Genomic DNA, 26,565 nt, shown 5'->3' on the forward strand with positions numbered 1-26,565 from the left:
AACATAATTCGGCTAACCATAAGCTTAATGTAAAGTAGGGTGAAAAAAGAAATAAATAGGGTCATGCAGAGTATATTAATTTGAATGGTTTTGAGTTTTTAGAGATTTAATCCATAAATGGTTATGCTAAAACAATATCTGTGGTGTTTATACATTCTAATGGCTGTAGTACATGGTTAATCTAAGGATGGATTTATTGTTATATATAAATAGGAATTCAGTCAATCTCATAAGGATGCTCTTAAATGGATTGAAATTAATTTATTGAACGATTAATTGATATAAAGGAAGAATGATTTATAATCATCGATATTATTCTAACTTGTCAGCTAATCGAGGTTTTTATGAAATACTTTCCAGTAATATTAGTGTTGTTTTTTCTTGCGGCAGTTTATCTTATTTCTATCATTTAAATATCAGATAAAGATAGTCGTATTAAGAGATGATATGTAATAAATAGAATGGTTCTTTTAGGACTATTCTATTTGCCTGCTCATCCTGAAATTAATCACACTTAAATAATTTAAAGTATTTTGAGATAACTTTGATTATAGGATGGGTCATTTTAATTAGTTATAACAGTAATATTTCATTTTATAGGCTATCAAAAATAAATAGCTCACTGAGGAGCTATTTATTGACTAACAAAAATCTTAGTAATGTTCTAATTACTGCTTATATCCGCTAAGGAAACGCCCGAACTTGGTAATCGCCATTTCTAAATCATCTGCATAAGGCAGGGTGACAATACGGAAATGGTCTGGATGTGGCCAGTTAAATGCAGTTCCCTGAACTAATAGCACTTTTTCTTGCAGTAGCAGGTCAAGGATCATTTTTTGGTCATCGTGGATATTAAAACGTTTAATATCAATTTTCGGGAACATATACAGAGCGCCTTGTGGCTTAACACAAGAGACACCAGGAATTTGGTTAATCAATTCCCATGCACGATTACGCTGCTCATATAAACGACCACCCGGTTGGATAAATTCACTGATACTTTGGTAACCGCCTAATGCTGTTTGGATAGCGTGTTGCATTGGCACGTTAGCGCATAAGCGCATGGAGGCTAACATTTCTAAGCCTTCAATATAACTTTTGGCCTGCTTTTTCGGACCATTTAATACCATCCAACCTTGGCGGAAACCTGCGACACGGTAGGTTTTTGATAACCCGTTAAAGGTCACTGTCAGTAAGTCAGGAGCCAATGCTGCGATAGAGTGGTGCTGCGCATCGTCATACAGAATTTTATCGTAAATTTCGTCGGCAAAGATAATCAAACTATGTTGGCGAGCAATCTCGACGATTTCCATTAATAGTTCTTTGCTGTACACCGCACCTGTTGGGTTATTTGGGTTGATGATGACAATCCCGCGGGTACGTGGGCTGATTTTTTTGCGGATATCGTCAATATCCGGCATCCAGCCTTGTTGTTCATCACACATATAGTGAACAGCATTACCGCCCGATAACGAAACAGCCGCTGTCCATAGTGGATAATCAGGGGCTGGAACCAGCATTTCATCGCCATTGTTTAATAGCGCTTGCATTGCTTGAACGATTAATTCAGAAACACCGTTACCAATATAAACATCTTCAACCGTCATATCGTGGATATCACGGGCTTGGTAGTGTTGAACAATTGCCTTACGCGCAGAATATAAGCCTTTAGAATCACAGTAACCTTGTGAGCTTGGCAGATTGCGCAGGACATCAACGAGGATCTCATCAGGTGCTTCAAAGCCAAACGGTGCCGGGTTACCAATGTTCAGTTTTAGGACTTTATTGCCTTCTTCTTCTAAGCGTTTAGCTTCTTTTAAAACTGGCCCGCGAATGTCATAGCAAACATTATCAAGCTTATTGGATTTCATTATCGTATTCATGGTTCTCTCATTACCCTAACGGGCTAGCAATCATAGGGGACTTCCGGCGTTACTATCTACTGTACTCCTCCCTCGGAAGCTTTTGAAGATGCTAGATAATTTTTGGTGTAAAAGGTTGGTTTAGACATAAATCAGATATGTGCTATCTTAAAGTATTGAATAAGTTAGATGATGATTCCAATTATAGTTATTAAGTTGGAATCTAATTCTGATAATTATCGTTGTTTTGGAGTGTGTCAGTGGATGAGTTATAAAAAAATGGCAGAAAAGTCGCATAATGACAAAGTAACAAAAATTGTATCACTCTGTAAGTTTGCATCTTAAATCATTAAATTAGAAATAAATTTAACTATTGGTCGGGGCATTTTGGGTGCTTTTTGACTTTTTTTGTTAGCAATATTGATTATTTTAATGAGAATATTCTTAGTGAAACCGTGGTTATAATGTTTAGTGTATTGATAATTAATAAAATTGTTAATTTACATCATATGTTACATAAACAGCTTACATTAAAATAATTGCAACTACATTAAATATGTTACTATTTAGTCTTCTTCAATTATTTCGCGCTTATTGAGTTTTACGTTAATCAACCCCGCTTTAATTGATAGAAATTTAAAACACTAATTGGATAATTAAGCTGTTTAAGTTAATTATCAAATAGATATAGCAATATAGAGTATTGAATACAATAAATGCAGATCTACGGATTAGAAATGCAAAAGTTGGATTATTTTTAAGACTCGCTGATTCTCACGGAGGAGAGCAGAAACACCAGGTATCATAAAATTATATAAAGAGAATGTACGATGATAAATTCCAATCGTCCCATAATGAACTTAGATCTCGATTTACTACGCACATTTGTCGCAGTGGCTGATCTTAACACTTTTGCCGCTGCTGCTGCCGCAGTATGTCGAACCCAGTCCGCTGTTAGCCAGCAGATGCAACGTTTAGAGCAATTAGTTGGTCGTGAATTATTTGCACGTCACGGGCGTAATAAGCTGTTAACCGCCCACGGTTTGCAATTACTCGGTTATGCGAGACAAATTTTACGCGCTAATGATGATGCCACCGCATCTTTAACCTATAACGATGCAGATGGCGAATTGCGTATCGGGGCATCCGACGATACCGTCGATATCTTATTACCTTTCTTACTAAACCGTATTGCCTCCGTATTTCCACGCATCGCGGTAGAAGTGAGAATTAAACGTGCTCAGTTTATTGAGTCAATGTTAGATAATCATGAAATTGATCTAGCATTAACGACAAGTCGTATTCCTCAGCACCCAAAAACAGCATTAAGAACTGTCCCGATTTTATGGCACAGCGCACCTGATTTTCAGCTACGCCCAAATGAGCCAATCCCATTGGTGGTAATGGATGAAACTAACCCATACCGTAAGTTATGTACTCATGCATTAGATGAAGCAGGATTACCATGGCATGTGGCTTATGAAGCGGCATCATTACCTGCTGTTCGCGCAGCGGTGAATGCCGAAGTTGGAGTAACTGCACGTCCAATGGAAATGCAAAATGCGGATCTGCGTGTTTTAGGCGAGTCAGATGGCTTACCTCGTTTACCAGATATTCAGTACTGGTTATATAAAAATGCGGATGAGCAAAAAGATTTCGTGCTCACTGTTTTTAATGCAATTGAAAACAAAAAAATCTCTTATTCTGTCGCTGAACAAGTTGAGAACGGCGCTCAATAAGATAGAGAACTGTCCTTATCGATAAAATAGGATTTTTATCAAAGATAAGTGTCAAATAAATCAAAATATGTTTATCCGGCTGAGTCAGTTAATTCTGGCTCAGCCGTTTTTTTTCCATCTATATCTTCCTTAAAACCGACCTGACTATTTTACGCATTTATATTGTTATCAAATTGTTTTTAACTGAAATTTACTGACCATACTCATTAAGTGGTTAATAGGGGAAGAAGGGGATTTTGCCAGTACGATATTTTACTTAAAGTTCAGGTGACAAAATAGTGAACAATGTTTCTGCTCAATAGGTGACAAAACACACGAATTAACCACTTATTGAGTATGGATTTACGCGTAAGAGCATGAAATAATTGTGATGTATATGGCATAACATGAAATTCATTAGTTAGTTAACGATTTGTTACGCCGTTAACAAAATTTATTTGCTGAATTGATAAAATAGCTGAGAGTAGTCAGTGGCTTAGTGGGCATGATGAATAAAAATTCGTTATCGCTTATTAAATTAAATTCGGATGTTATGTAAACAAATTGAGTATTTTTTCAATAAATCTGTGCGTTAGATCAAATAAAAAGCACATTTTTTCGTCTGTTAAGACAGGTTTTTCCTGAGATAATAGTGTAGTAAAAGCGAATAATCAGTTAGACTACTTTGCGTGTTTATTTGTGTATAGTAACACTGACACGTTTTAGCAGTTAATGAGTTATTTTTGTTTCACAAATGTTTTTGACGTGTGAATTATTTGTAATAAATACGGTTATTTTGTCTCATTTGAGCAAAATAAAATGTAGTGAGAGAAGGGCAAACCAAACAGCAGTCGTCAGGCTGATTTTAGTTTGGGGGATCTTTTAGTTTAGAGGTCAATTTTAGTCTTTCTTCTCGATTAACTGGGCAATTGTGGTGCAATACTGCCGTGTTATAAAAAGAGCAGTTAAGTGCCATAAGTAATGAGTAAGCAACGAGTATGTCTACATCAATCCTAGAGTTAGCCCATAACTGGGGCTTTGCTATATTCCTTCTCGGCGCTATTGGTCTTTGCGCTTTCATGTTGACCGCAGGTCATTTCTTGGGTAGCCGCGCTAAAGCCAGAACAAAACATGTTCCCTACGAGTCAGGTATTGACTCTGTCGGTAGTGCTCGTCTTCGTATGTCAGCCAAGTTTTACTTGGTCGCGATGTTTTTCGTGATCTTCGATGTGGAGGCTATGTTCTTATTTGCATGGTCTGTCGCCATCCGCGAAGCGGGATGGGTCGGTTTCATCGAAGCCGCTATTTTTATCTTGGTATTGTTGGCGGGATTATTTTATCTGATCCGCGTTGGTGCACTCGATTGGACTCCAATCCGTTCACGTCGCGCAGTTAAAGGTCCTAGTGAAGTTATTAAAATCAGCAATCGTCATCCGCAGTAAAAAGCGAGGCATTATACAATGGATTATACGCTCACCCGCATAGATCCGAACGGTGAGAACGACCGTTACCCACTGCAAACTCAAGAAATCGTTACTGATCCTCTTGAGCAGCAAGTTGAAAACAGCGTGTATATGGGGAAATTATCCCATGCACTTCATGATGTGGTGAACTGGGGACGTAAAAACTCCCTGTGGCCATACAACTTCGGTCTTTCATGTTGCTATGTAGAAATGGTGACGTCGTTCACGGCTGTTCATGACGTAGCCCGCTTTGGTGCGGAAGTACTGCGTGCTTCTCCTCGTCAAGCCGACTTTATGGTTGTTGCGGGAACTTGTTTTACCAAAATGGCTCCCGTCATCCAGCGCCTTTATGACCAAATGCTTGAACCAAAATGGGTTATCTCCATGGGTTCATGTGCGAACTCCGGTGGGATGTATGACATCTACTCTGTTGTTCAAGGCGTCGATAAATTTATTCCCGTGGATGTGTACATTCCAGGCTGCCCGCCACGCCCTGAAGCCTATATGCAGGCTCTCCTTCTGTTACAAGAATCCATCGGCAAAGAACGTCGCCCACTTTCATGGGTTGTCGGTGATCAGGGTGTTTATCGTGCGAATATGCAGTCAGAAAGAGAAAGAAAACACGGTGAACGTATTGCAGTAACCAACCTGCGTACCCCTGACGAAATTTAAGGCTTTTAGCCATACAGCGTAACAGAGCAATGTTGTTGCGAAATAATAAACCTGATCAAGCGTTATGGTGAAGAATGATGACAGATCAGATAGCGCAAGCGAGTCATAATCAGCCAGAATGGCAGACACAAGATCACATTAATGATCCTGTGCTTCTGGAACTGCGCAACCAATTTGGCCCGGATGCCTTTTCAGTTCAAGCAACCCGCACTGGCATGCCAGTGGTTTGGGTGCGCCGTGAACAATTACTGGAAATTGTAGATTTCTTACAGAAGCTACCTAAACCTTATGTGATGTTGTTCGACTTACATGGAGTCGATGAACGCCAGCGTATTCATCGCCAAGGTCTGCCTGAAGCGGACTTTAGTGTGTTCTACCACATCATTTCCATTGACCGAAACCGCGATATCATGTTGAAAGTGGCTCTTAACGAGAAAGACTTAAACGTGCCATCAGTGGTTTCTTTATTCCCAAATGCCAACTGGTATGAGCGTGAAGTGTGGGACATGTTCGGGATCACCTTCCAAGGTCACCCAAATTTACGTCGCTTGCTGATGTCTCCAAGCTGGGAAGGTCATCCGCTGCGCAAAGATTACCCTGCGCGCGCCACGGAATTCGACCCATTTGTTCTGACTAAGCAAAAGCAAGATCTGGAAATGGAAGCATTAACTTTCAAACCAGAAGAGTGGGGCTTAGATCGTGGAAATGAAAACGAAGATTTCATGTTCCTGAACTTGGGTCCAAACCACCCATCTTCTCACGGTGCATTCCGTATCGTGCTGCAATTGGATGGTGAAGAGATTGTTAACTGCGTTCCCGACATCGGCTACCACCACCGTGGTGCGGAAAAAATGGGTGAGCGTCAGTCATGGCATAGCTACATTCCTTATACCGACCGTATCGAATACCTCGGCGGCTGTGTGAATGAAATGCCATATATTCTTGCGGTTGAAAAACTGGCAGGTATCGAAGTACCGGATCGCGTAAAAACTATCCGTGTGATGATGTCTGAACTGTTCCGTATCAACAGTCACCTACTGTATATCAGTACCTATATTCAAGACGTTGGTGCGATGACGCCGGTGTTCTTTGCGTTTACTGATAGACAAAAAGTGTACAACGTCATTGAAGCAATCACTGGTTTCCGTATGCACCCAGCTTGGTTCCGCATCGGTGGGGTTGCTCACGATTTACCGCGTGGCTGGGATAAATTACTGCGTGAATTATTAGACTGGTTACCGAAACGTCTAGAATCCTATGTGACCTCTGCGCTGAAAAACTCCATTTTGAAAGGTCGTTCTATTGGTGTGGCATCTTACACCAAGGAAGAGGCATTAGCGTGGGGTGTGACAGGTGCAGGCTTGCGTGCAACGGGTGTGGACTTTGACGTACGTAAAGCACGTCCTTATTCAGGTTATGAAAACTTTGAATTCGACATTCCAATCGCCCATAACGGTGACTGCTATGACCGAGTAATGATCAAAGTGGAAGAGATGCGTCAAAGTATCCGTATTCTTGAGCAGTGTCTGAAGAATATGCCTGAAGGTCCATTTAAAGCTGACCATCCACTGACAACGCCGCCACCGAAAGAGCGCACATTGCAGCATATCGAAACCCTGATCAACCACTTCTTACAAGTGTCTTGGGGTCCGGTAATGCCAGCTAACGAATCATTCCAGATGGTTGAAGCAACCAAAGGGATCAACAGCTACTACTTAACCAGTGACGGCAGCACCATGAGCTACCGTACACGTATTCGTACTCCGAGTTATGCGCACTTGCAGCAAATTCCGGCGACAATCAGAGGTAGCTTGGTTTCTGACTTAATTGTCTATCTGGGTAGTATCGATTTTGTAATGTCGGATGTGGATCGCTAACCATGCATAATGAACAAGATAAACAAGGTCAATGTGGCACGAGCCAATGCGGCTGTAACAGCCAGTCTGACGTGGTGAATACCTTCGAACCGCAAGTCAATCACGGTTTTGTGTTAACCGAACATGAGCGTGCGGAAATTGAAGGGGAAAAACACCACTATGAAGATGCACGCGCGGCTTCAATTGAAGCGCTGAAAATTGTGCAAAAAAATCGTGGCTGGGTCGAAGATGGCGCAATTCACGCTATCGCAGAAGTTCTCGGCATTCCTGCGAGTGATGTGGAAGGCGTGGCAACATTCTATAGCCAAATTTTCCGTCAACCAGTGGGTCGCCACATTATTCGTTATTGCGACAGTGTTGTTTGCCATATTACGGGCTACCAAGGCTTAGAAGCTGAAATTATTAAACAGCTGAGTATTCGCCCAGGTCAAACCACAGCTGATGGTCGCTTTACGCTGCTGCCAACCTGTTGCTTAGGTAATTGTGACAAGGGTCCAACGATGATGATCGATGACGATACCCACAGTCATGTGCAGCCTGAAAATATTCAAAAGCTACTGGAGCAGTATCCATGACAAACTTCTCCGCAAACCCTGTGATCCGTACCGCGGAAACTCATCCATTAACTTGGCGTCTACGCGATGACGCGCAGCCAGTCTGGTTAGATGAGTATCGCAGTAAAAACGGATACAAAGGTGTCGAACGTGCCCTTAAAGGCATGGCTCCTGATGAAGTGGTTAACCTTGTCAAAGACGCCGGACTGAAAGGTCGTGGTGGTGCAGGGTTCTCGACGGGTCTGAAGTGGAGCTTAATGCCGAAAGACGAAAACATGAAACTGCGTTACTTCTTATGTAATGCGGATGAAATGGAACCGGGCACTTACAAAGACCGTTTACTGATGGAACAACTGCCACACTTATTAGTGGAAGGGATGATTATCGGCGCTTATGCATTGAAAGCGTATCGTGGTTATATCTTCTTACGTGGCGAATATGTTGAAGCGGCTAAACATTTGCGTCGTGCCATCGAAGAAGCCAAAGCAGCGGGTCTATTAGGTAAAAATATTCTCGGTTCGGGCTTTGATTTTGAGCTATTCGTGCATACCGGTGCAGGTCGTTATATCTGCGGTGAAGAAACCGCATTGATTAACTCCCTTGAAGGTCGTCGTGCAAACCCACGCTCTAAACCACCATTCCCTGCAAGTTCAGGTGCATGGGGTAAACCGACCTGCGTTAATAACGTTGAAACTATCTGTAACGTGCCAGCAATTCTAGAGCACGGTGACCAGTGGTATATCGATTTAAGCGCGGGCAAAAGTAAAGATGCGGGCACTAAGCTGATGGGCTTCTCTGGACGCGTGAAAAATCCGGGTCTGTGGGAACTGCCATTTGGTACAACTGCACGTGAAGTCTTAGAAGACTACGCGGGCGGTATGCGTGATGGATTAAAACTCAAAGCATGGCAACCGGGTGGTGCAGGAACTGACTTCCTGACCAACGATCACCTCGATTTACCGATGGATTTCGAAAATATTGCAAAAGCAGGCAGTCGTTTAGGTACAGCGCTAGCGATGGCAGTCGATAACGAAATCAACATGGTTTCTTTAGTACGTAACTTAGAAACCTTCTTCGCGCGTGAATCCTGTGGTTGGTGTACACCGTGCCGTGATGGTCTGCCTTGGAGCGTAAAAATTCTACAGGCATTAGAAAAAGGTGAAGGTCAAGAAGGGGATATCGAAACTCTTGAACAACTTTGCCGTTTCTTAGGACCAGGCAAAACCTTCTGTGCACACGCACCGGGTGCGGTTGAGCCATTACAAAGCGCCATCAAATATTTCCGTGGAGAGTTCGAAGCGGGTATCTCGAAAAAAGATCTGCGCAACATCGTGCAGATTGCCGGGATCCAGCCAAACCTGCTCAAGCAGCGTTGGTAAGCATTTAGCGATTGAGCAACCGCTAAACGAATTTTTGACGAAGAACGTATTTATGTTTAACGCCTGCTAAAGCGGGCCTTTGGGAAGCATGCTGACTATGGCTACGATATATGTAGACGGCAAAGAATATGACGTAAACGGGTCTGAAAACCTGTTACAAGCCTGCTTATCGTTGGGGCTAGATATTCCTTATTTTTGCTGGCATCCGGCGCTGGGAAGCGTTGGCGCTTGCCGCCAGTGTGCGGTGAAGCAGTATCAAAACGCAGATGACACTCGTGGTCGTCTCGTGATGTCTTGTATGACACCGGCAACGGAAGGCACTTACATCTCAATCGATGATGAAGAAGCCAAACAATTCCGTGAAAGTGTTGTTGAATGGCTGATGACCAACCACCCACACGACTGCCCAGTCTGTGAGGAGGGTGGTAACTGCCACTTACAAGATATGACGGTGATGACTGGTCATACTATGCGTAAGTATCGTTTTACAAAACGCACGCACGTAAACCAAGATCTCGGTCCATTCATTAGTCATGAAATGAACCATTGTATCGCGTGTTACCGTTGCGTTCGTTACTACAAAGATTATGCCGATGGCACAGATTTAGGTGTGTATGGCGCGCATAACTATGTCTACTTTGGTCGTACTGAAGACGGCACGCTGGAAAGTGAATTTTCCGGTAACCTCGTCGAAGTGTGCCCAACAGGGGTATTCACCGACAAAACGCATTCAGAACGCTATAACCGTAAATGGGATATGCAATTTGCACCGGGTATCTGCCAACAGTGCAGCATCGGTTGTAACACCAGCCCAGGTGAGCGTTATGGTGAACTGCGCCGTATTGAAAACCGTTATAACGGTTCTGTAAACCATTACTTCCTGTGTGACCGTGGTCGCTTCGGTTATGGTTACGTGAACCGTAAAGACCGTCCTCGCCAAGCGCTGTTAACCAAAGATGGCGTACAGCAGGTGGTTTCGGCGATTGAAGCAATGCAAAGTGGTGCACAGATCATCAATCAAGCGAAGAAAGTGATTGGTATCGGTTCTCCACGTGCTAGCGTCGAAAGCAACTATGCACTGCGTGCTTTAGTTGGCGCTGAAAACTTCTATTCTGGTATTTCTAAGGATGAACAGCGCCGCTTAGCGTTGATGCAAAACATTCTGCAAAACGGCGGTGTTTACACCCCAACATTGCGTGAAATCGAAGGCTATGATGCGGTATTAGTTCTGGGTGAAGATTTAACTCAGACAGGCGCCCGTATGGCATTATCTGTTCGCCAAGCAGTGAAAGGTAAAGCCCGTGAAATGGCAGCGGCACAGAAAGTCGCTGACTGGCAAATCGCAGCGATTCAAAACATTGGTCAACACGCCAAATATCCACTGTTTATCACTAACGTGGATGACACGCGTTTAGATGATGTAGCCGCATACAACTACCGTGCGCCAGTGACTGATCAAGCACGTTTCGGTTTTGCGATTGCTAACCTGATCAACGGTGACGCACCGGCGGTAAATGATTTACCGGCTGATGTGAAAGCGAAAGTAGAAACCGTAGCTCAAGCCTTAGCGGGTGCGAAAAAACCTCTGATTATCAGTGGTAGCCATAGCGCTAGCGATGCGGTGATCGAAGCCGCCGCTAACGTGGCATTTGCGCTGAAAGCGAAGGGTGCGAACGTCGGTCTGTCTTATGTCGCGTCTCATGCCAACAGCTTTGGTCTTGCGATGATGAACGCATTGCCATTAGAAAATGCGTTCTCACGCATTGAAGCTAATGAAGCGGATGTGGCTATCGTGATGGAAAATGACCTTTACCGTCATAGCACCGTGGATGCTGTCAATAGCGCATTAGCGAAACTGAAGCACCTGATCGTGGCAGACCACCAGCACACAGACATCATGGATAAAGCGACATTAGTCCTGCCAGCGGCAAGTTTTGCTGAAGCGGACGGTACGCTTATCAACCAAGAAGGTCGTGCTCAACGCTTCTTCCAAGTCTTTGACCCAACTTACTACGATAACAGCATCGTGATGAACGAAAGCTGGCGCTGGATGCATTCACTGCAAACTGAAGCGCAGCAACGTGATGCAGATTGGTCGCAATTAGACCACGTTATCGAAGAGTGTGTGGCAGCTCTGCCACAATTTGCGGGTATTAGAGATACGGCACCGAAAGCCTCTTTCCGCATTCGTGGGCAGAAACTGGCACGTGAACCTCATCGTTACAGCGGTCGTACGGCAATGCTGGCAGACAAATCGGTTCATGAACCGCGTCAACCGCAAGATATCGACTCACCATTTGCGTTCTCAATGGAAGGGAATAACCAACCGAAAGCGCCACGCCAGCAAATTCCATTTGCATGGGCACCGGGCTGGAACTCACCACAAGCATGGAACAAATTCCAAGCAGAGGTGGGCGGACACTTACTGTTTGGTGATCCGGGTGTGCGTTTATTCAATTCGAAAGAAAACAAATTGGCGTACTTCACTGAGGTTCCGGCGGCTTACCAAAGCGGCGAAGCACAGTGGGTTGTGGCACCTTACTATCATCTATTTGGTAGTGATGAAACTTCACAACGTTCTGATGTGATCCAGCAACGTATGCCAGAGCCTTATATCATGTTGAACGCGCAAGATGCGGCGACACTCGGTCTAAATGCTGGCGTGAAAGCTGAATTTAGTCATGCAGGTCAAACCTTTAATCTGCCAGTGCGCATTAGTCAGCACCTTGCAGTGGGTCAAATCGGTTTACCTCTGGGTATGCCGGGAATTGCTCCGGTAATGGCGGGCGTGTCAGTGAATAATCTGCGGAGGGGCGCATGATGGATTGGATTTCTCCTGCGGTGATGGAAGTCCTGATTTCCATCCTTAAATCGGTTGTTATCTTGCTGGTTGTTGTGACCTGCGGGGCATACATGAGTCTCGGTGAACGCCGTATTCTCGGTCTATTCCAGAACCGTTACGGTCCTAACCGTGTGGGTCCATTTGGAATGGGACAACTGATTGCCGACATGTTCAAAATGCTGTTTAAAGAGGACTGGATCCCAGAGTTCGCGGACAAGAAAATCTTTACGCTTGCGCCGGTTATCGCATTTTGTTCTCTGTTCTTAGCATTTGCCATTGTGCCAGTCAGCCCGACTTGGCACGTCGCTGACTTGAACATCGGGATCTTATTCTTCCTGATGATGGCAGGTCTGGCAGTGTACGCGGTACTGTTCGCTGGTTGGTCAAGTAACAACAAATACTCCTTATTGGGTGCGATGCGTGCATCGGCTCAAACGGTGAGTTATGAAGTGTTCTTAGGCTTGTCACTGATGGGTGTGGTCGCGCAAGCGGGTTCATTCAACTTAATCGACATCGTGAATTCCCAAGAGGGTATGTGGAACGTGATCCCACAATTCTTTGGTTTTATCACGTTTGCGATTGCGGGTGTCGCGGTGTGTCACCGTCATCCATTTGACCAGCCAGAAGCGGAACAAGAGATTGCCGACGGTTACCACGTAGAATATTCCGGTATGAAATTCGGTCTGTTCTTCGTGGGTGAATATATCGGTATCGTGACCGTGTCCGCGCTGATTGTGACACTGTTCTTTGGTGGTTGGCATGGTCCATTCCTGCCTGCTTTCCTGTGGTTTGCGATTAAAACAGCCTTCTTCATGATGATGTTCATCTTGATCCGTGCTTCATTACCGCGCCCACGTTATGACCAAGTAATGTCCTTCGGCTGGAAAATTTGTCTGCCGCTGACACTGCTTAACCTGCTGGGTACCGCAGCAGTGATTTTATACAACGCTCAGTAAGGGGTGATTGAACCATGACATTAAAAGAGTTATTGGTCGGTTTCGCCACCCAAGTACGCAGTATTTGGATGGTGGGTCTACATGCGTTCGATAAACGGGAAACGCAAATGTACCCAGAAGAGCCGGTTTATCTGCCACCCCGTTACCGTGGGCGCATCGTGCTAACGCGCGATCCTGACGGTGAAGAGCGTTGTGTTGCGTGTAACTTATGTGCGGTTGCTTGCCCTGTGGGATGTATCTCACTGCAAAAAGCTGAGCACGAAGATGGACGCTGGTATCCCGAATTTTTCCGCGTGAACTTCTCTCGCTGCATTTTCTGTGGTCTGTGCGAAGAGGCTTGCCCAACCACGGCAATCCAATTGACGCCAGATTTCGAAATGGCAGATTGGCGTCGTCAGGATCTGGTTTATGAGAAAAACGACCTGTTGATTTCAGGACCGGGTAAATATCCTGATTATAACTTTTACCGTAAATCAGGTATGGCGATCGCAGGCAAAGATAAAGGCGAAGCGGATAACGAAGCGAAACCTATCAACGTCAAAGACCTGTTGCCGTAAGGAGCGATATTCATGGAATTTACATTTTATATCGCCGGTCTAGTTGCTGTTCTAGCAACTTTGAGGGTGATTACTAATACCAATCCAGTGCATGCGCTACTGTATCTGGTGGTTTCTCTGTTGGCACTGTCAATGGTGTTCTTCTCGCTCGGGGCGTATTTTGCCGGAGCGTTGGAGATTATCGTTTACGCTGGCGCCATTATGGTTCTGTTTGTTTTCGTGGTGATGATGTTGAACTTAGGTCGCTCAGTACAAGAACAAGAGCGCGCTTGGTTAACACCGAAAACGTGGATTGGTCCCGCAGTGCTATCTGCCGTTTTACTGGGCATTTTAGTGTATGGGATCACCAGCCTTTCTCATCAAGAAAAAACGGAAGGTGTGATTATCACAGCGAAAGAAGTGGGTATCAGCTTGTTTGGTCCTTACGTCTTAGCCGTTGAATTAGCATCGTTATTATTGCTCGCGGGTCTGGTTGTTGCCTTCCACGTGGGTCGTGACCGTTCAGAAAACAGCGCTGATCTTGTCAGCAACAGCCGTAATGCGGGGGAGAAACAATGATACCTCTTCAACATGGTCTGATTTTAGCGGCAATTATCTTTGTAATGGGACTGAGCTGTCTTGTTATTCGCCGCAACCTGCTTTTCATGCTGATCGGACTGGAAATCATGGTGAACGCAACGGCATTAGCCTTTGTGGTCGCAGGCAGTTTTTGGGGGCAACCAGATGGTCAGATTATGTATATTCTGGCAATCACTCTGGCGGCAGCGGAGGCGAGTATTGGATTGGCGTTGTTACTGCAACTCCATCGTCATCGTCAAAACCTGAACATTGATAAAGTCAGTGAGATGCGCGAATGAACTTACTCTATTTAACGATTCTGTTCCCGCTGTTAGGGTCTGTGCTTCTCGCATTTTCCCGCGGTCGTTGGTCAGAAAATGTATCCGCGATTATCGGTGCAGGCTCAGTGGGTCTGGCCGCTCTAGTTGCATTTTATGCAGGCTCTGAATTTTTAGCCCAACCTGTTTTAGCTAATGGTGGATATGAGCCATACCCACAAATGTTATGGACTTGGATGTCTGTGGGTAATTTCACCATCCCATTTAGCCTGTCCCTTGATGGTCTTTCTCTGACCATGTTAGGTGTGGTAACGGGTGTGGGCTTCCTTATTCATGTGTATGCCTCTTGGTATATGCGTGGCGAGGAAGGTTACTCACGTTTCTTCACTTACACTAACCTGTTTATCGCGAGCATGGTGGTATTAGTGCTGGCTGATAACATGATGCTGATGTATCTCGGTTGGGAAGGGGTAGGGCTGTGCAGTTATCTGTTGATTGGTTTCTATTACACCAATCCAGAGAACGGTAAAGCGGCAATGAAAGCCTTCTTCGTGACCCGTATCGGTGACGTGTTCTTGGCTATCGGCATGTTTATCCTGTACAACGAATTGGGTACCTTAAACTTCAGCGAAATGGCACAACGTGCGACTCAGTTGTCTCCAGAAGGCTTATCGATGCTGAACTGGGCAACGCTGATGTTATTAGGCGGTGCGGTAGGTAAATCAGCTCAGCTGCCATTACAAACATGGTTAGCTGATGCGATGGCGGGTCCAACGCCAGTATCTGCGCTGATCCACGCCGCAACCATGGTTACTGCGGGTGTGTACTTAATCGCGCGTACTCATGGTCTGTTCCTATTAACCCCAGATATTCTGCATTTAGTGGGTGTTGTGGGTGCGGTAACATTGCTGTTTGCAGGTTTCGCAGCATTGGTTCAAACGGATATCAAACGTGTTCTTGCTTACTCTACTATGAGCCAGATTGGTTACATGTTCTTGGCTCTCGGTGTACAAGCATGGGATGCGGCAATTTTCCACTTAATGACACATGCCTTCTTCAAAGCGTTACTGTTCCTGTCCGCAGGTTCGGTGATCATTGCGTGTCATCACGAGCAAAACATCTTCAAAATGGGTGGGCTGCGTAAGCAAATTCCATTCGTTTATATTGTGATGTTAATCGGTGGTAGTGCATTGGCCGCGTTGCCTCTGTTTACTTCTGGCTTCTACAGTAAAGATGCCATCTTGTGGGGCGCGAAAGTGGATGGGCAAACTGTGCTGTTATGGGCGGGTATCATCGGTGCATTAATGACCGCAATTTACACCTTCCGTATGATTTTCATCGTCTTCCACGGTGAAGCCAAAATCAAAGCGCATAAAGTTAAAGGCATCACTCACACTGTACCACTGGCTATTTTGGCAATCCTTGCAACCTTCGTGGGTGCGATGATCCACCAGCCATTAGAGGGCGTATTCCCTGCAAAACCTATGGAAGCTGAAGACGGTAAACTGTTTATCGAAGCTATCTCGGGTGGTTTTGCTATCGCAGGTCTGTTGATTGCGACGTTCCTCTATCTGTTTAGACGTTCTATCGTTGATGCGATTGCGAAAACAGCAATTGGTCGTTTCTTCTCAACGTGGTGGTACCACGCATGGGGCTTCGACTGGTTGTATGATGTAATTTTTGTAAAACCTTTCAAAGGAATTGCATGGTTACTCGAAAGCGATCCGATTAACTCACTGATGAATATCCCTGCACATCTTTCACGTTGGGCAAACAAAGGGCTAGCAGTGAGTGAAAACGGTCAGGTCCGTTGGTATGTTGCCTCTCTGGGGCTGGGTGCAGTGCTGATTCTTGCTCTGCTGCTTTTGGTTTAATTAAGGGACACATTGCGCCATGCAATTATATTGGCTAATACTTATTCCCTTTATCGGTGCCCTGCTAAGCTGGCAGGCCGACCGATTCAGTCACCGCGCACCTCGTTGGGTTGCGCTGGGGACAATGGGGATCACGCTTATCCTTGCGGTACTATTTTGGGCGCAAGGGGATTATTCGCTGGTTAACCCGCAAGGTATTCCAGAGTGGCAAAATACATACTCAAGGGAATGGATCCCTGCGCTAGGTATCAATTTCTCGTTAGCGGTTGATGGATTATCGCTGTTGATGGTGGTGTTAACCGCCATCATGGGCGCGTTTTCAATCCTCAGTTCGTGGAGCGAGCAGCAAGAGAACCAAGGTGCTTATCACTTTAACCTGTTATGGATTATTGCAGGTGTGATGGGGATCTTCACGGCGGTTGACCTGTTCTTATTCTTCTTCTTCTGGGAAATGATGTTGATCCCGATGTACTTCCTGATTGCGAATTGGGGACACAAAGGGTCAGGTAACCGCCAGCATGTTAAGGCAGCGACAAAATTCTTTATCTATACGCAAGTCAGCGGTTTGATCATGCTGGTGGCGATTATCGGCTTAGTTATCCTTCACTGGATTGCGTTCAATGAGCTGACATTCGACTATAACGCGTTGCTAGGTACTGAAAGTGCGTTGTCAGGTACGGCGGGCTTCTTGCTGATGCTGGGCTTCTTTATTGCTTTCGCAGTAAAAATGCCATTAGTGCCATTCCATGGGTGGATGGCAGATACCCAAGAACAGTCGCCAACGGCGGGTTCTGTCGATATCTCCGGTATCATGCTGAAAACAGCCGCATACGGTTTGTTACGTTTTGTACTGCCATTGTTCCCTGAAGCTTCACTGCAATTTACACCAGTGGCAATGACGCTGGGTGTGATCAGTATCTTCTACGGTGCATGGTTAGCATTCAAACAGACGGATATTAAACGTTTAGCGGCGTACAGTAGCTTATCGCACATGGGCTTTGTGACCGTGGCTATCTATGCAGCATCGACACTGGCCTATCAAGGTGCTGTGGTGCAAATGATCACTAACGGTCTGTCGGGTGCGGCGCTGATTATTATCAGTGGTCAGCTGTACGAACGTACTCAGACTCGTGATATGCGCATGATGGGTGGATTATGGAAACGCATCAAATGGTTACCGGGTTTATCCCTGTTCTTTGCCGCAGCAACCTTAGGTATGCCGGGCACAGGTAACTTTATCGGCGAATTCATGATCTTCTTCGGTAGCTTCAGCCAATTCACATTAGTGACCTGCATTATGGTGTTTGGTGTGGTGTTTGCCTCTATCTATGCACTATGGATGATGCAGCAGACTTACTACGGAACGCCGAAATCAGAGACTGAACTGAAAGGGCTAACGGCTCGTGAGTTTGGTGTTTTACTGGTTCTGGCGGCTTTATTGGTTATCATTGGTTTCTACCCACAACCTATCTTAGATACGTCTGCGGGTTCGATGGAAACACTGCATAACCTGTATTCTGCTTCACTTTCAACACAAGGGTAGTAATTCGCCATGACAATAACAACTTTAGAATTGTTAGCAATGCTGCCGTTAATCCTTTCTGGATTGACTGCAGTGATTGTGATGCTGTCAATTGCGTGGCGGCGAGATCATTTAACCAGTGCCGGAATAACGGTTGTTGGCTTTCTCCTGACATTTGTTTCACTGATTTGGGTTAACGGCTATGCCATTCCTACATCAGTGGGCGAAGAAGCATTACTACCAAGAGCAGTGACTTCATTGCTGTTAGTTGATGGTTTTGCACTGTTCTACTCAGGACTGGTTCTGATCGCAGGTATGGGTACCGCTATTTTTGCTTATCATTGGCTAGAAGGCTTTAATGATAACAAAGAAGAGTTTTACCTCTTATTGAGCATTGCGGTGACGGGTGGTGTTCTACTGGGAATGTCGAACCATATGGCTTCGATGTTCATCGGTATTGAATTGATCTCTATTCCACTATTTGGCCTGGTGGCTTATACCTTTGAACGTAGCCGTACTTTAGAAGCGGGTATCAAGTATATGGTGTTATCCGCAGCAGCGTCGTCATTCCTGCTGTTTGGTATCGCTTTATTATACGCAGAATCAGGTAGCTTAAGCTTCAGCGTCGTCGGTCAAAGTTTAGCGAATAGCAGCATTCACGCGCCACTGATTTTAGTTGGTTTAGGTATGATGATTGTGGGCTTCGGCTTTAAATTATCGTTGTTCCCATTCCAATTATGGACCCCAGACGTTTATCAAGGTGCACCTGCACCCGTTGCCGCTTTCTTAGCAACGGGCAGTAAAATCGCTATCTTTGCGGTGTTGGTTCGCATCTTCTTAGAAGCACCAATTACGCATGTTGATGGCATCGCACAAACAGATACATTATTAGCAGTTGTTGGTGTGATTGCGATTGCGTCAATCTTGTTTGGTAACTTGCTGGCATTGACTCAGAAGAGTGCGAAGCGTCTGCTTGGTTACTCATCTATCGCTCATATGGGGTACTTACTGGTTACGTTAGTGGCAATGCGTGTTGATGCTCAATTGGCACAAGTCACCATTGCTATCTACCTGGTGAGCTATTTGTTAGCGAGCTTGGGTGCGTTTGGTGTGGTTAGCGTAATTTCTAGCCCATACCGTGGTGATGACCAAGATGATTTCAGTGCATTCCGCGGCTTATTCTGGCACAAGCCAGTCTTGGCGATGGTGATGACGGTGATGATGTTATCTCTAGCGGGTATTCCTATTACGCTTGGGTTCATTGGTAAGTTCTATGCCATCCTTTCGGCCGTATACGCACAATTGTGGTGGCTGACAGGGGCTGTGGTGGTAGGTAGTGCACTTGGATTGTTCTACTACTTGCGCTTTATGGCGAGCTTATATAGCCGTGATGCAGAACATGCAGACCGCTATACTGGACCAGAAAAAATGACGTTGGGAACTGTGTTTGCAGCGCTGTGTGCGATAGCGGTTATTGTGTTTGGTCTGTGGCCACAACCGATTATTGATATTGCAACATCGACACTGCCAGCACTTAGCTAAGTTTTAGTAAACAGCTAGGTTTTAGTCAACAAGTCAGTTCCGATAAAATCCCCGTTACTTAACAGTAACGGGGATTTTTTTAATCCGGTAATTGTCGTTGATATTGGTACTCAATATCGTTCAAATAGGTCATTAACATTTGGCTAACGGTTTTAATTTGATCGAAATTCAAACACTCCTCTGAGACTTTTTCACTCATAAAACCGCACCAAGACTCCCAATAAGATTTTAAAGCGCCGGCTTGAGTGATAATGGTCTGTTTATGGGTTTCTATCTGATTAATATCATTGGCATAGCTCATGAGCTGCGAGAGTCGAAATATATTATTATCTATCGTATTTATTTCTTCACGCGCCTCAATAATCTGGTCACTGATATAGATCCTTACATCAACAAGTTGACTAAACTCGAGCCCATCATCCACCATCGTTAATAAATTACGAATATAACTAATAGCCGCTTTCAGAATGTCTTTTTTATTGGGTTGGATATCAATAGAATCAATAAGCTCTTTCCCTTGAAAATATCGGTCAAAGAAATCTGTAATTTTATGCTTTAATATAATATCTTCTGCTGCGAGGATCACAGAGAGATTGTTATTTAATTCATTAATCTTAGATTGCTTACTATTTTTAGAGTTAACAAGAAATTCTTTTTGTTTGGTATATTGAGAATGCTTCAGTTTGTTAGGTTCATTTAGATGAAAAACTAATAATGATTCTAATGTATAGCGTGTTTTTGAAATAAGCTTTTCAAGTTCAAATTTGACATCCATTAAGTCATCGACAAAGCCTGTAATTGCAATTTTTCGGCGAATATCAGATAGATCATCATCATTATTTTCATATGTCAGCAATGCATAATCATCATTTTTAATAATATAGTTCAATTTGATTTTTAGAATGGGAACAGAGTTTCTAATCAGTTCATTGAGTCTTTCAATCTTAATTGCAATTTTTTGAATGCGACCATAAATAATATAGTCGTAGTTAAGAATATTTTTATTAAAAGAGCTAATGCTATTTGAAATACACCTTAATTGGTAGATATCAATGGAGGGTAACATAGGTAATTCGAGGTTATCATACATATTAACGCCTTTTATTGTGAGTTTTTTTCATTGATTTGTAGCTCATCAAATAGCTTAATCAAATGAACTGAATAATCTTGAATAGAAGTCCAAGATGTGATGATACGTTTGAATTGCGTGATAAACCGGATCAGTTTTTCTGCATTGTTTATCCTTGCAAATATATCAATAGATTGTTTAATCTCTGTGAGGATTACGAGCCACATATAATCTAAGTGGTCAATAGCTAGACGTGCATCTTTAAATAAACTTTCAATTTTTTGTAAATTAATTTGAATATCAAAGATAGTTTTCTGTAGTAGCTGTTCTTGATGTAACTTATGATTTATTCCTTCGATTTCTTTGATTAATTTATTTTTCCTATCACGGATATTTTCTGCTTTTACACCAAAAATACTGCCTGTAATCACTAAACCAATAATGCCCCCCGCAAGACCTGTAAAGCAAAGCTTAACAAAGTGGCTATATTCCTGCTCTAATTGGTATAGTTCGTTTTTCTTAAAGGCGATAAGCTCTTTATAAAATGACTCGTTATTGCTGGGATCCTCGTTAGATTCTAATTGTTGATATAGTCCTTTTATTGTGAAGAGTAATGAATCTACATGGGTGTAGTCTGAAAGATATCCACCGGTAATATGCGCACGAAAATCTGAGACTGTGTTTTTAATTTGAATGGTTTTAATCGATTGCTGTTTTATATCTCCTTTAATTAACTGCAAAATGCTTAAAAGTTCAGTGGCAATTTGTTGGTCGTCATTTTGATAGGTGATTTGGTTTAAGTCGCTTTCAGATAAATCCTCTAAGCTATCTGAGATTTTTTGAATAATCGGCATGTGATTAATATATTCAAGAATTTGATCACCAGTTTGTATGATGTTACGACTTGTTAATGACAAATCAATGGATTGCTCTTTCACTTTGAGCTCAACGTTATCCCAGGTGTTAGCGTGTTTACGAATACTCAGAATCGTCTCAGTTAATTCACTAGCTGGTAGTAATGAATCATTTTTATCATTAATGCCGAACCATTTTAAAATATCAATTTCTTTGATAGGAAGGGTTAGCGCAAACTGGACGTGTCGGTGAATATTAATTAAATCTTCGAGGGTGAATATACCCGCTGATCTTGCGGATAAGGAGTCTTGATTGGTTAACAATGCCAATGTTGCATCGCCAATATTTTCCTTTTCAATAATTCTGTCATAGTTAGACTGAGTATTCATTCTGGATTTCCAATTAATTAAATGAAGGTGGAATGATAAAATTAGAGAGCTAATTATCTTGTTGCTTTGATGATTAATTTATTTTTTACTTTTGGTTTTTAATAGTAATAAACAAGGGGCTTGTAACGTTCAAATTTATAACTCATAACCTACTAGAAACGCAGGGCTTATGTTGATATTAAAAAATGAAAATCAGCGCTAAAAAATAACTCATTGGTTGTAGTTTTAAATATTCATTTATTACATAAATTACAACTTTAAAATTTAGATATAGGATCATCACTGAGTTCTTAAGCTGAATATTATGATTTCAAATAATAAGTAATTAATCTTAATTAGGATTCAATATCTAGAACTAATTAAAGAATAAAAGTGGTTTATAAGGTGAATTATTGAAATTTTATATTTTACTCATAAGTTGATAGTGGAGTTATACAAATAAGAAGGGTGAGAGACTTTATTTAACAGTTTGATATGACATGATTTTGAAAATGCCCCCATGTCGTAAGCTTATCATTTTTGATTTCTATCTGACGGTTTTTTAAACATCTTGTGCTATTAATAATGAATGTATTAATAAATTACATTGCGATATATAATAATTGTAAGTAAATCGATGTCGTTGTGATGGTGCAGTGGGAATCTAAAGTGACAAAAACAAAAATTGATAAATTATTAGCTGAAATTCTGACCCATTTGTCTACATTAGTACTCAATCCTAACGAATATACCCGCTTAACGTGGAAGATGGATGCAAAAGAGGCGTTTCCTGGATTAGCGTGGTTATCGTCCCAAGATAGCTACCCTCAATTCTATTGGTATCACCGTACTGGCTCAGAGGAATGTAGTGCGTTAGGCACAGTAAAATCATTTAATGCTATCATGGATGCTGAGCAATTTATCTCCGAGCATACTGAAATCCCTGATATGCGATTATGGGGCCTCAATGGTTGGAATGGTGTGGGCGAAGGTATCAGTGAAACCCTTAAGCGAGAATCCGCATTCTATTTTCTACCTCGATTAGAAATCTTCCGCTTGCGCTCAACGGTGACTGTTGCTCTAAATATTGATGGTGCACAGGATCTCCAAGCCGCTATTGCTTTTGTACAGCAGTTAAATTCGGTATCGAATAGCGTATCCCCATTATCCACTCAAATCATTGGGCAGCAGCATATTCCCGATCATGATGAATGGTGTGCGTTACTCACTGGGGCAATTCACGATATGCGTGCAGGTAAAATGGAGAAAGTGGTGATGGCACGGGAAACCAAATTGTCACTATCTAAGCCCATAACTGCGGCAGAGTTTTTATCTGCTAGCCAAAAAGTGAATCACCATTGCTACCATTTTATGATGGCGTTTAGTGCGCACTCCGGCTTTATGTCATCGACTCCAGAGCGTCTTTACTTGCGCCAAGGCACTCAACTTAATTCTGAAGCACTAGCGGGTACGGTTGCTAACCATGTTGATGATGGGATTGCGGCTGAAAATGCCAAATGGTTAATGGAAGACAGTAAAAACCAGCATGAAAATTTAGTGGTGGTTGATGATATTTGTCAGCAATTACAAGGTGCGGTAACGGGTATTGATGTCTCCCCCGCGAAGGTGATCCGCCTGAGAAAAATCCAACATTTATATCGCTCCATTGCCGCGACCCTATTAGCGCCCTCAGACAGCGATTGTTTGCAACGTTTACAACCGACGGCAGCGGTATGCGGCTTACCCCGTCGCGTTGCTCGTGAATTCCTTGCCGAGCACGAGCCATTTTCTCGTGGTTGGTATGCAGGAACGGGTGGCTTTGTCAGTTTAAATCGCAGTGAATTTGCGGTTTCTCTGCGCTGCGCTCAAATTGATGGTACCCAGATATCCCTCTATTCAGGCGCAGGGATTGTGAGTGGTTCAGATCCTGAACAAGAGTGGGAAGAAATTGAAAACAAAGCGTCTGGGCTGAAATCCTTACTTAAAACGCAATGAAAAACCAAGCACAATGAAAAAATAGCCTAAAAACCCTATAGCTAAAATGGTTATTTCTTTTTTATTTTCAATTAGTTCATGAAAAATTGTTTTGAGATCAAGAAATTTTTCTCAATCCTATTACACTCAGCATCATGAATAATTTACCGAGCACATTATGTCGAATTCAGCATTTAATCTCCGTTGGGCTGAGGTAATTATTGAGGCGCTAGCCCGTCACGGAATGAAAAATATCTGCATAGCTCCCGGCTCTCGCTCCACGCCGTTAACGTTAGCCGCTGTGAATAATGCAAAACTTCATTGCCATACGCACTTTGATGAGCGCGGATTAGGTCATCTTGCTCTTGGGCTTGCGAAAGCGAGTGGAGAACCTGTTGGCGTGATTGTCACCTCAGGGACGGCAGTCGCTAACCTGTATCCCTCACTGATAGAAGCTGGATTAACGGGGGAAAAAGTCATTTTCCTCACGGCAGACAGACCGCCAGAATTAATTGACTGCGGTGCCAATCAGGCTATCCGCCAAACCCATATTTTTGCTAGCCATCCGTTCGAAAGTTTAATGCTACCAAGACCCACGCGCGATATTTCAGCGAAGTGGCTGGTTTCTGCGCTAGATAACGGGATGAATCAGCTGCGTCATGGGGCATTCCATGTGAACTGTCCTTTTGCTGAACCGCTGTATGGTGAAACTGAAGGGGAAACCGAGTGGCAAGCCAGTTTAGGTAATTGGTGGCAATCATCTCACCCGTGGCTAAGCGAACCTCTAACCCATACTGTCGCATTAGTGGCTGACTGGTATTTCTGGCGTCAGAAAAAAGGGGTCGTGATCGCAGGGCGTATGAGCAGCAATGATGGCGAGCTTGTTGCAAAATGGGCGGCAGAACTAGGCTGGCCAGTTATCGGTGATGTGCTCTCTCAGACTGGACAACCTTATCCATGTGCTGATTTATGGTTACAACACCCGAACGCTAAAGCCTGGTTAGATGAAGCAGAATTAGTGGTTCAGTTTGGCTCCAGCATAACAGGAAAACGCGCATTACAGTGGCAAAGCCAGTGTCATCCTCAAGAGTATTGGATAATTGATACTATTCCCGGGCGTTTAGATCCTGCCAACCATCAGGGTCGTAAGCTCACTTGCAGCGTAAAAGGGTGGATAGAGCAACATCCTGCTCAACCGCGCGGTGCATGGTGCGAAGGCTTAACGGACTTAACAAATCGTACCTTGCAACATGTTCAAACCCAGCTGCAAAACCAATTTTCTGAAGCTGCGGTAGCGCATCAACTCCCTGAACTTCTCCCGCCTTGCGGACAACTTTTCGTGGGGAATAGCTTAATTGTGCGTTTAATTGATGCACTGGCTCAATTGCCTGCGGGTTACCCGGTATTTAGTAACCGTGGCGCCAGTGGTATCGACGGGTTGATCTCGACGATGGCTGGTGTACAGAGAGCGACAGCAAAACCGACACTCGGTATCGTCGGGGATATATCCGCATTGTATGATTTGAACAGTTTGGCATTGTTGCGCGAACCTTCTGCTCCTAGTGTGTTGATTATTGTGAACAATAATGGCGGGCAAATTTTCTCGATGCTGCCAACCTCCCCAGAAGCTCGCCAAAACTATTATTGCATGCCACAAAATGTAAGCTTTGAAGGTGCGGCGATGATGTTTGGTCTGCAATACTGCGCGCCAACAGATTGGTCGAGCTTAAAAGAGACAGTGCAAGAATTCTGGTTCAAGCAACGCGGTACACTGCTGATTGAGTTAGTGGTTGATGGGGATGAAGGTGCTCGAACACTAAAACAATTACTGCAAGACGTGGAAAGTTTACCGTGCTAGCGGCGCACTATTATCCGAGTCAGGAACAACCTGCCAACGGCAAAAAAACACCGTGGCTAGTTTTCCTTCATGGCTTATTAGGGAGTCACGATGATTGGTCATCGATTGTTGAGGCTTGCCCCAATTATCCGCGCTTAGTGGTCGATTTGCCGGGGCATGGTGATTCACGCAATATCGGCTGCCAAGGTTTTGTTGATTTTGATACGCAACTGACTCAGTTGTTGGCGCGTTACTCTGTTTCGCAATATGTGTTGATTGGCTATTCGCTCGGCGCCCGCTTAGCGATGCACTTTGCCTGCTTTAGCACTCATCAAGGGCTACAAGGGTTGGTGATTGAAGGGGGCAACGTTGGTTTACAGAGTGAACAAGAACGTATTGCGAGAGCTGATAACGACCATCGCTGGGCAGAACGTTTTCGACATCAGCCAATCGAACAGGTTTTGAATGACTGGTATCAACAAGCGGTTTTTGCCGACCTTACATCGGCTCAGCGTGAAAAATTGGTAGCACTCCGAGGTCAAAATAACCCATTGGCCGTTGCCGATATGCTAGAAAATACGTCGCTATCCAAACAACCATTTTTAGCTGAGTCATTAAAGCAATTATCGGTCCCTTACTGTTATTTTTGCGGTGAGAAAGACCAAAAATTTCGAGGCGTTTCGCAACAATATGCATTGCCGTTTACGCTAATTGATAATGCAGGGCATAATGCGCATCGGGAAAATCCCCAACATTATGCAGCTGCACTTCACTATTTTTTATCACACTGTGGTTAAAGGAACTTGAT

At 43.7% G+C, this 26,565-nt stretch carries 20 protein-coding genes; 17 read left to right on the top strand and 3 right to left on the bottom strand.

The window, feature by feature from the left end; genetic code table 11:
* Positions 1-668 precede the first annotated feature (668 nt).
* Complete coding sequence (locus GKR71_RS11165) at positions 669-1,883, bottom strand: pyridoxal phosphate-dependent aminotransferase (RefSeq protein ID WP_036952728.1); 1,215 nt, start codon at positions 1,881-1,883, stop codon at positions 669-671.
* Between the two features lie 809 nt (positions 1,884-2,692).
* On the opposite strand from GKR71_RS11165, the gene GKR71_RS11170 reads away from it, so the two are divergent.
* The 14 genes from GKR71_RS11170 to nuoN all read left to right on the top strand — a co-directional run bounded on the left by GKR71_RS11170 (position 2,693) and on the right by nuoN (position 19,654).
* A complete protein-coding gene (locus tag GKR71_RS11170) occupies positions 2,693-3,601 on the top strand; it encodes a LysR family transcriptional regulator (protein WP_036952731.1) in 909 nt (302 codons plus the stop codon).
* Between the two features lie 977 nt (positions 3,602-4,578).
* Positions 4,579-5,022: an NADH-quinone oxidoreductase subunit A gene (locus GKR71_RS11175; RefSeq protein ID WP_036952734.1), complete on the top strand. Its 444-nt coding sequence runs from the start codon at positions 4,579-4,581 to the stop codon at positions 5,020-5,022.
* A gap of 18 nt (positions 5,023-5,040) precedes the next feature.
* Positions 5,041-5,715, top strand: coding sequence for a NuoB/complex I 20 kDa subunit family protein (locus GKR71_RS11180; protein WP_004912254.1), 675 nt, complete (start codon positions 5,041-5,043; stop codon positions 5,713-5,715).
* Positions 5,716-5,789: 74 nt separating this feature from the next.
* Positions 5,790-7,592, top strand: a complete 1,803-nt coding sequence (gene nuoC / locus GKR71_RS11185) for an NADH-quinone oxidoreductase subunit C/D (protein WP_181477305.1) — start codon at positions 5,790-5,792, stop codon at positions 7,590-7,592.
* A 2-nt stretch (positions 7,593-7,594) separates the two neighbouring features.
* Positions 7,595-8,167 carry an NADH-quinone oxidoreductase subunit NuoE gene (nuoE, locus tag GKR71_RS11190; RefSeq protein WP_230082422.1) on the top strand — a complete coding sequence of 191 codons (573 nt, stop codon included), beginning with the start codon at positions 7,595-7,597 and terminating at the stop codon, positions 8,165-8,167.
* Positions 8,164-9,525, top strand: coding sequence for an NADH-quinone oxidoreductase subunit NuoF (gene nuoF, locus GKR71_RS11195; protein WP_036952742.1), 1,362 nt, complete (start codon positions 8,164-8,166; stop codon positions 9,523-9,525). Before nuoE ends, nuoF begins: the two co-directional genes overlap by 4 nt.
* 88 nt (positions 9,526-9,613) lie before the next feature.
* Positions 9,614-12,346: an NADH-quinone oxidoreductase subunit NuoG gene (gene nuoG / locus GKR71_RS11200; protein WP_154634295.1), complete on the top strand. Its 2,733-nt coding sequence runs from the start codon at positions 9,614-9,616 to the stop codon at positions 12,344-12,346.
* A complete protein-coding gene (nuoH, locus tag GKR71_RS11205; RefSeq protein WP_036952747.1) occupies positions 12,346-13,323 on the top strand; it encodes an NADH-quinone oxidoreductase subunit NuoH in 978 nt (325 codons plus the stop codon). Before nuoG ends, nuoH begins: the two co-directional genes overlap by 1 nt.
* A 14-nt stretch (positions 13,324-13,337) precedes the next feature.
* Complete coding sequence (gene nuoI, locus GKR71_RS11210; protein ID WP_004259834.1) at positions 13,338-13,880, top strand: NADH-quinone oxidoreductase subunit NuoI; 543 nt, start codon at positions 13,338-13,340, stop codon at positions 13,878-13,880.
* Positions 13,881-13,892: 12 nt separating this feature from the next.
* Positions 13,893-14,438 (top strand): NADH-quinone oxidoreductase subunit J, encoded by a 546-nt coding sequence (gene nuoJ, locus GKR71_RS11215; RefSeq protein WP_036952750.1) that lies wholly within the window; start codon positions 13,893-13,895, stop codon positions 14,436-14,438.
* Positions 14,435-14,737 (top strand): NADH-quinone oxidoreductase subunit NuoK, encoded by a 303-nt coding sequence (nuoK, locus tag GKR71_RS11220; protein WP_006660292.1) that lies wholly within the window; start codon positions 14,435-14,437, stop codon positions 14,735-14,737. The genes nuoJ and nuoK overlap by 4 nt, the downstream gene beginning before the upstream one ends.
* Entirely contained in the window at positions 14,734-16,590 is a 1,857-nt protein-coding gene (nuoL, locus tag GKR71_RS11225) for an NADH-quinone oxidoreductase subunit L (protein ID WP_154634296.1), read from the top strand. The genes nuoK and nuoL overlap by 4 nt, the downstream gene beginning before the upstream one ends.
* A 19-nt stretch (positions 16,591-16,609) precedes the next feature.
* Positions 16,610-18,133: an NADH-quinone oxidoreductase subunit M gene (nuoM, locus tag GKR71_RS11230; RefSeq protein ID WP_036952755.1), complete on the top strand. Its 1,524-nt coding sequence runs from the start codon at positions 16,610-16,612 to the stop codon at positions 18,131-18,133.
* Positions 18,134-18,142: 9 nt separating this feature from the next.
* Entirely contained in the window at positions 18,143-19,654 is a 1,512-nt protein-coding gene (nuoN, locus tag GKR71_RS11235) for an NADH-quinone oxidoreductase subunit NuoN (RefSeq protein ID WP_036952758.1), read from the top strand.
* Positions 19,655-19,733: 79 nt separating this feature from the next.
* Here nuoN and GKR71_RS11240 read toward each other — a convergent pair whose 3' ends face one another.
* Positions 19,734-20,744, bottom strand: coding sequence for an alpha-xenorhabdolysin family binary toxin subunit B (locus tag GKR71_RS11240; protein ID WP_154634297.1), 1,011 nt, complete (start codon positions 20,742-20,744; stop codon positions 19,734-19,736).
* A gap of 11 nt (positions 20,745-20,755) precedes the next feature.
* Entirely contained in the window at positions 20,756-21,967 is a 1,212-nt protein-coding gene (locus GKR71_RS11245) for an alpha-xenorhabdolysin family binary toxin subunit A (protein WP_036952764.1), read from the bottom strand.
* A 648-nt stretch (positions 21,968-22,615) separates the two neighbouring features.
* On the opposite strand from GKR71_RS11245, the gene GKR71_RS11250 reads away from it, so the two are divergent.
* The 3 genes from GKR71_RS11250 (at position 22,616) to menH (ending at position 26,554) form a co-directional block, all read left to right on the top strand.
* Positions 22,616-23,941: an isochorismate synthase gene (locus tag GKR71_RS11250; protein ID WP_230085071.1), complete on the top strand. Its 1,326-nt coding sequence runs from the start codon at positions 22,616-22,618 to the stop codon at positions 23,939-23,941.
* Positions 23,942-24,098: 157 nt separating this feature from the next.
* Entirely contained in the window at positions 24,099-25,778 is a 1,680-nt protein-coding gene (gene menD, locus GKR71_RS11255) for a 2-succinyl-5-enolpyruvyl-6-hydroxy-3-cyclohexene-1-carboxylic-acid synthase (protein ID WP_154599420.1), read from the top strand.
* A complete protein-coding gene (gene menH / locus GKR71_RS11260) occupies positions 25,772-26,554 on the top strand; it encodes a 2-succinyl-6-hydroxy-2,4-cyclohexadiene-1-carboxylate synthase (RefSeq protein ID WP_036952772.1) in 783 nt (260 codons plus the stop codon). The genes menD and menH overlap by 7 nt, the downstream gene beginning before the upstream one ends.
* Positions 26,555-26,565 lie beyond the last annotated feature (11 nt).

It is taken from the genome of Providencia sp. wls1922 (genome assembly GCF_009706505.1).
In the GTDB taxonomy this organism is placed as follows: domain Bacteria; phylum Pseudomonadota; class Gammaproteobacteria; order Enterobacterales; family Enterobacteriaceae; genus Providencia; species Providencia lanzhouensis.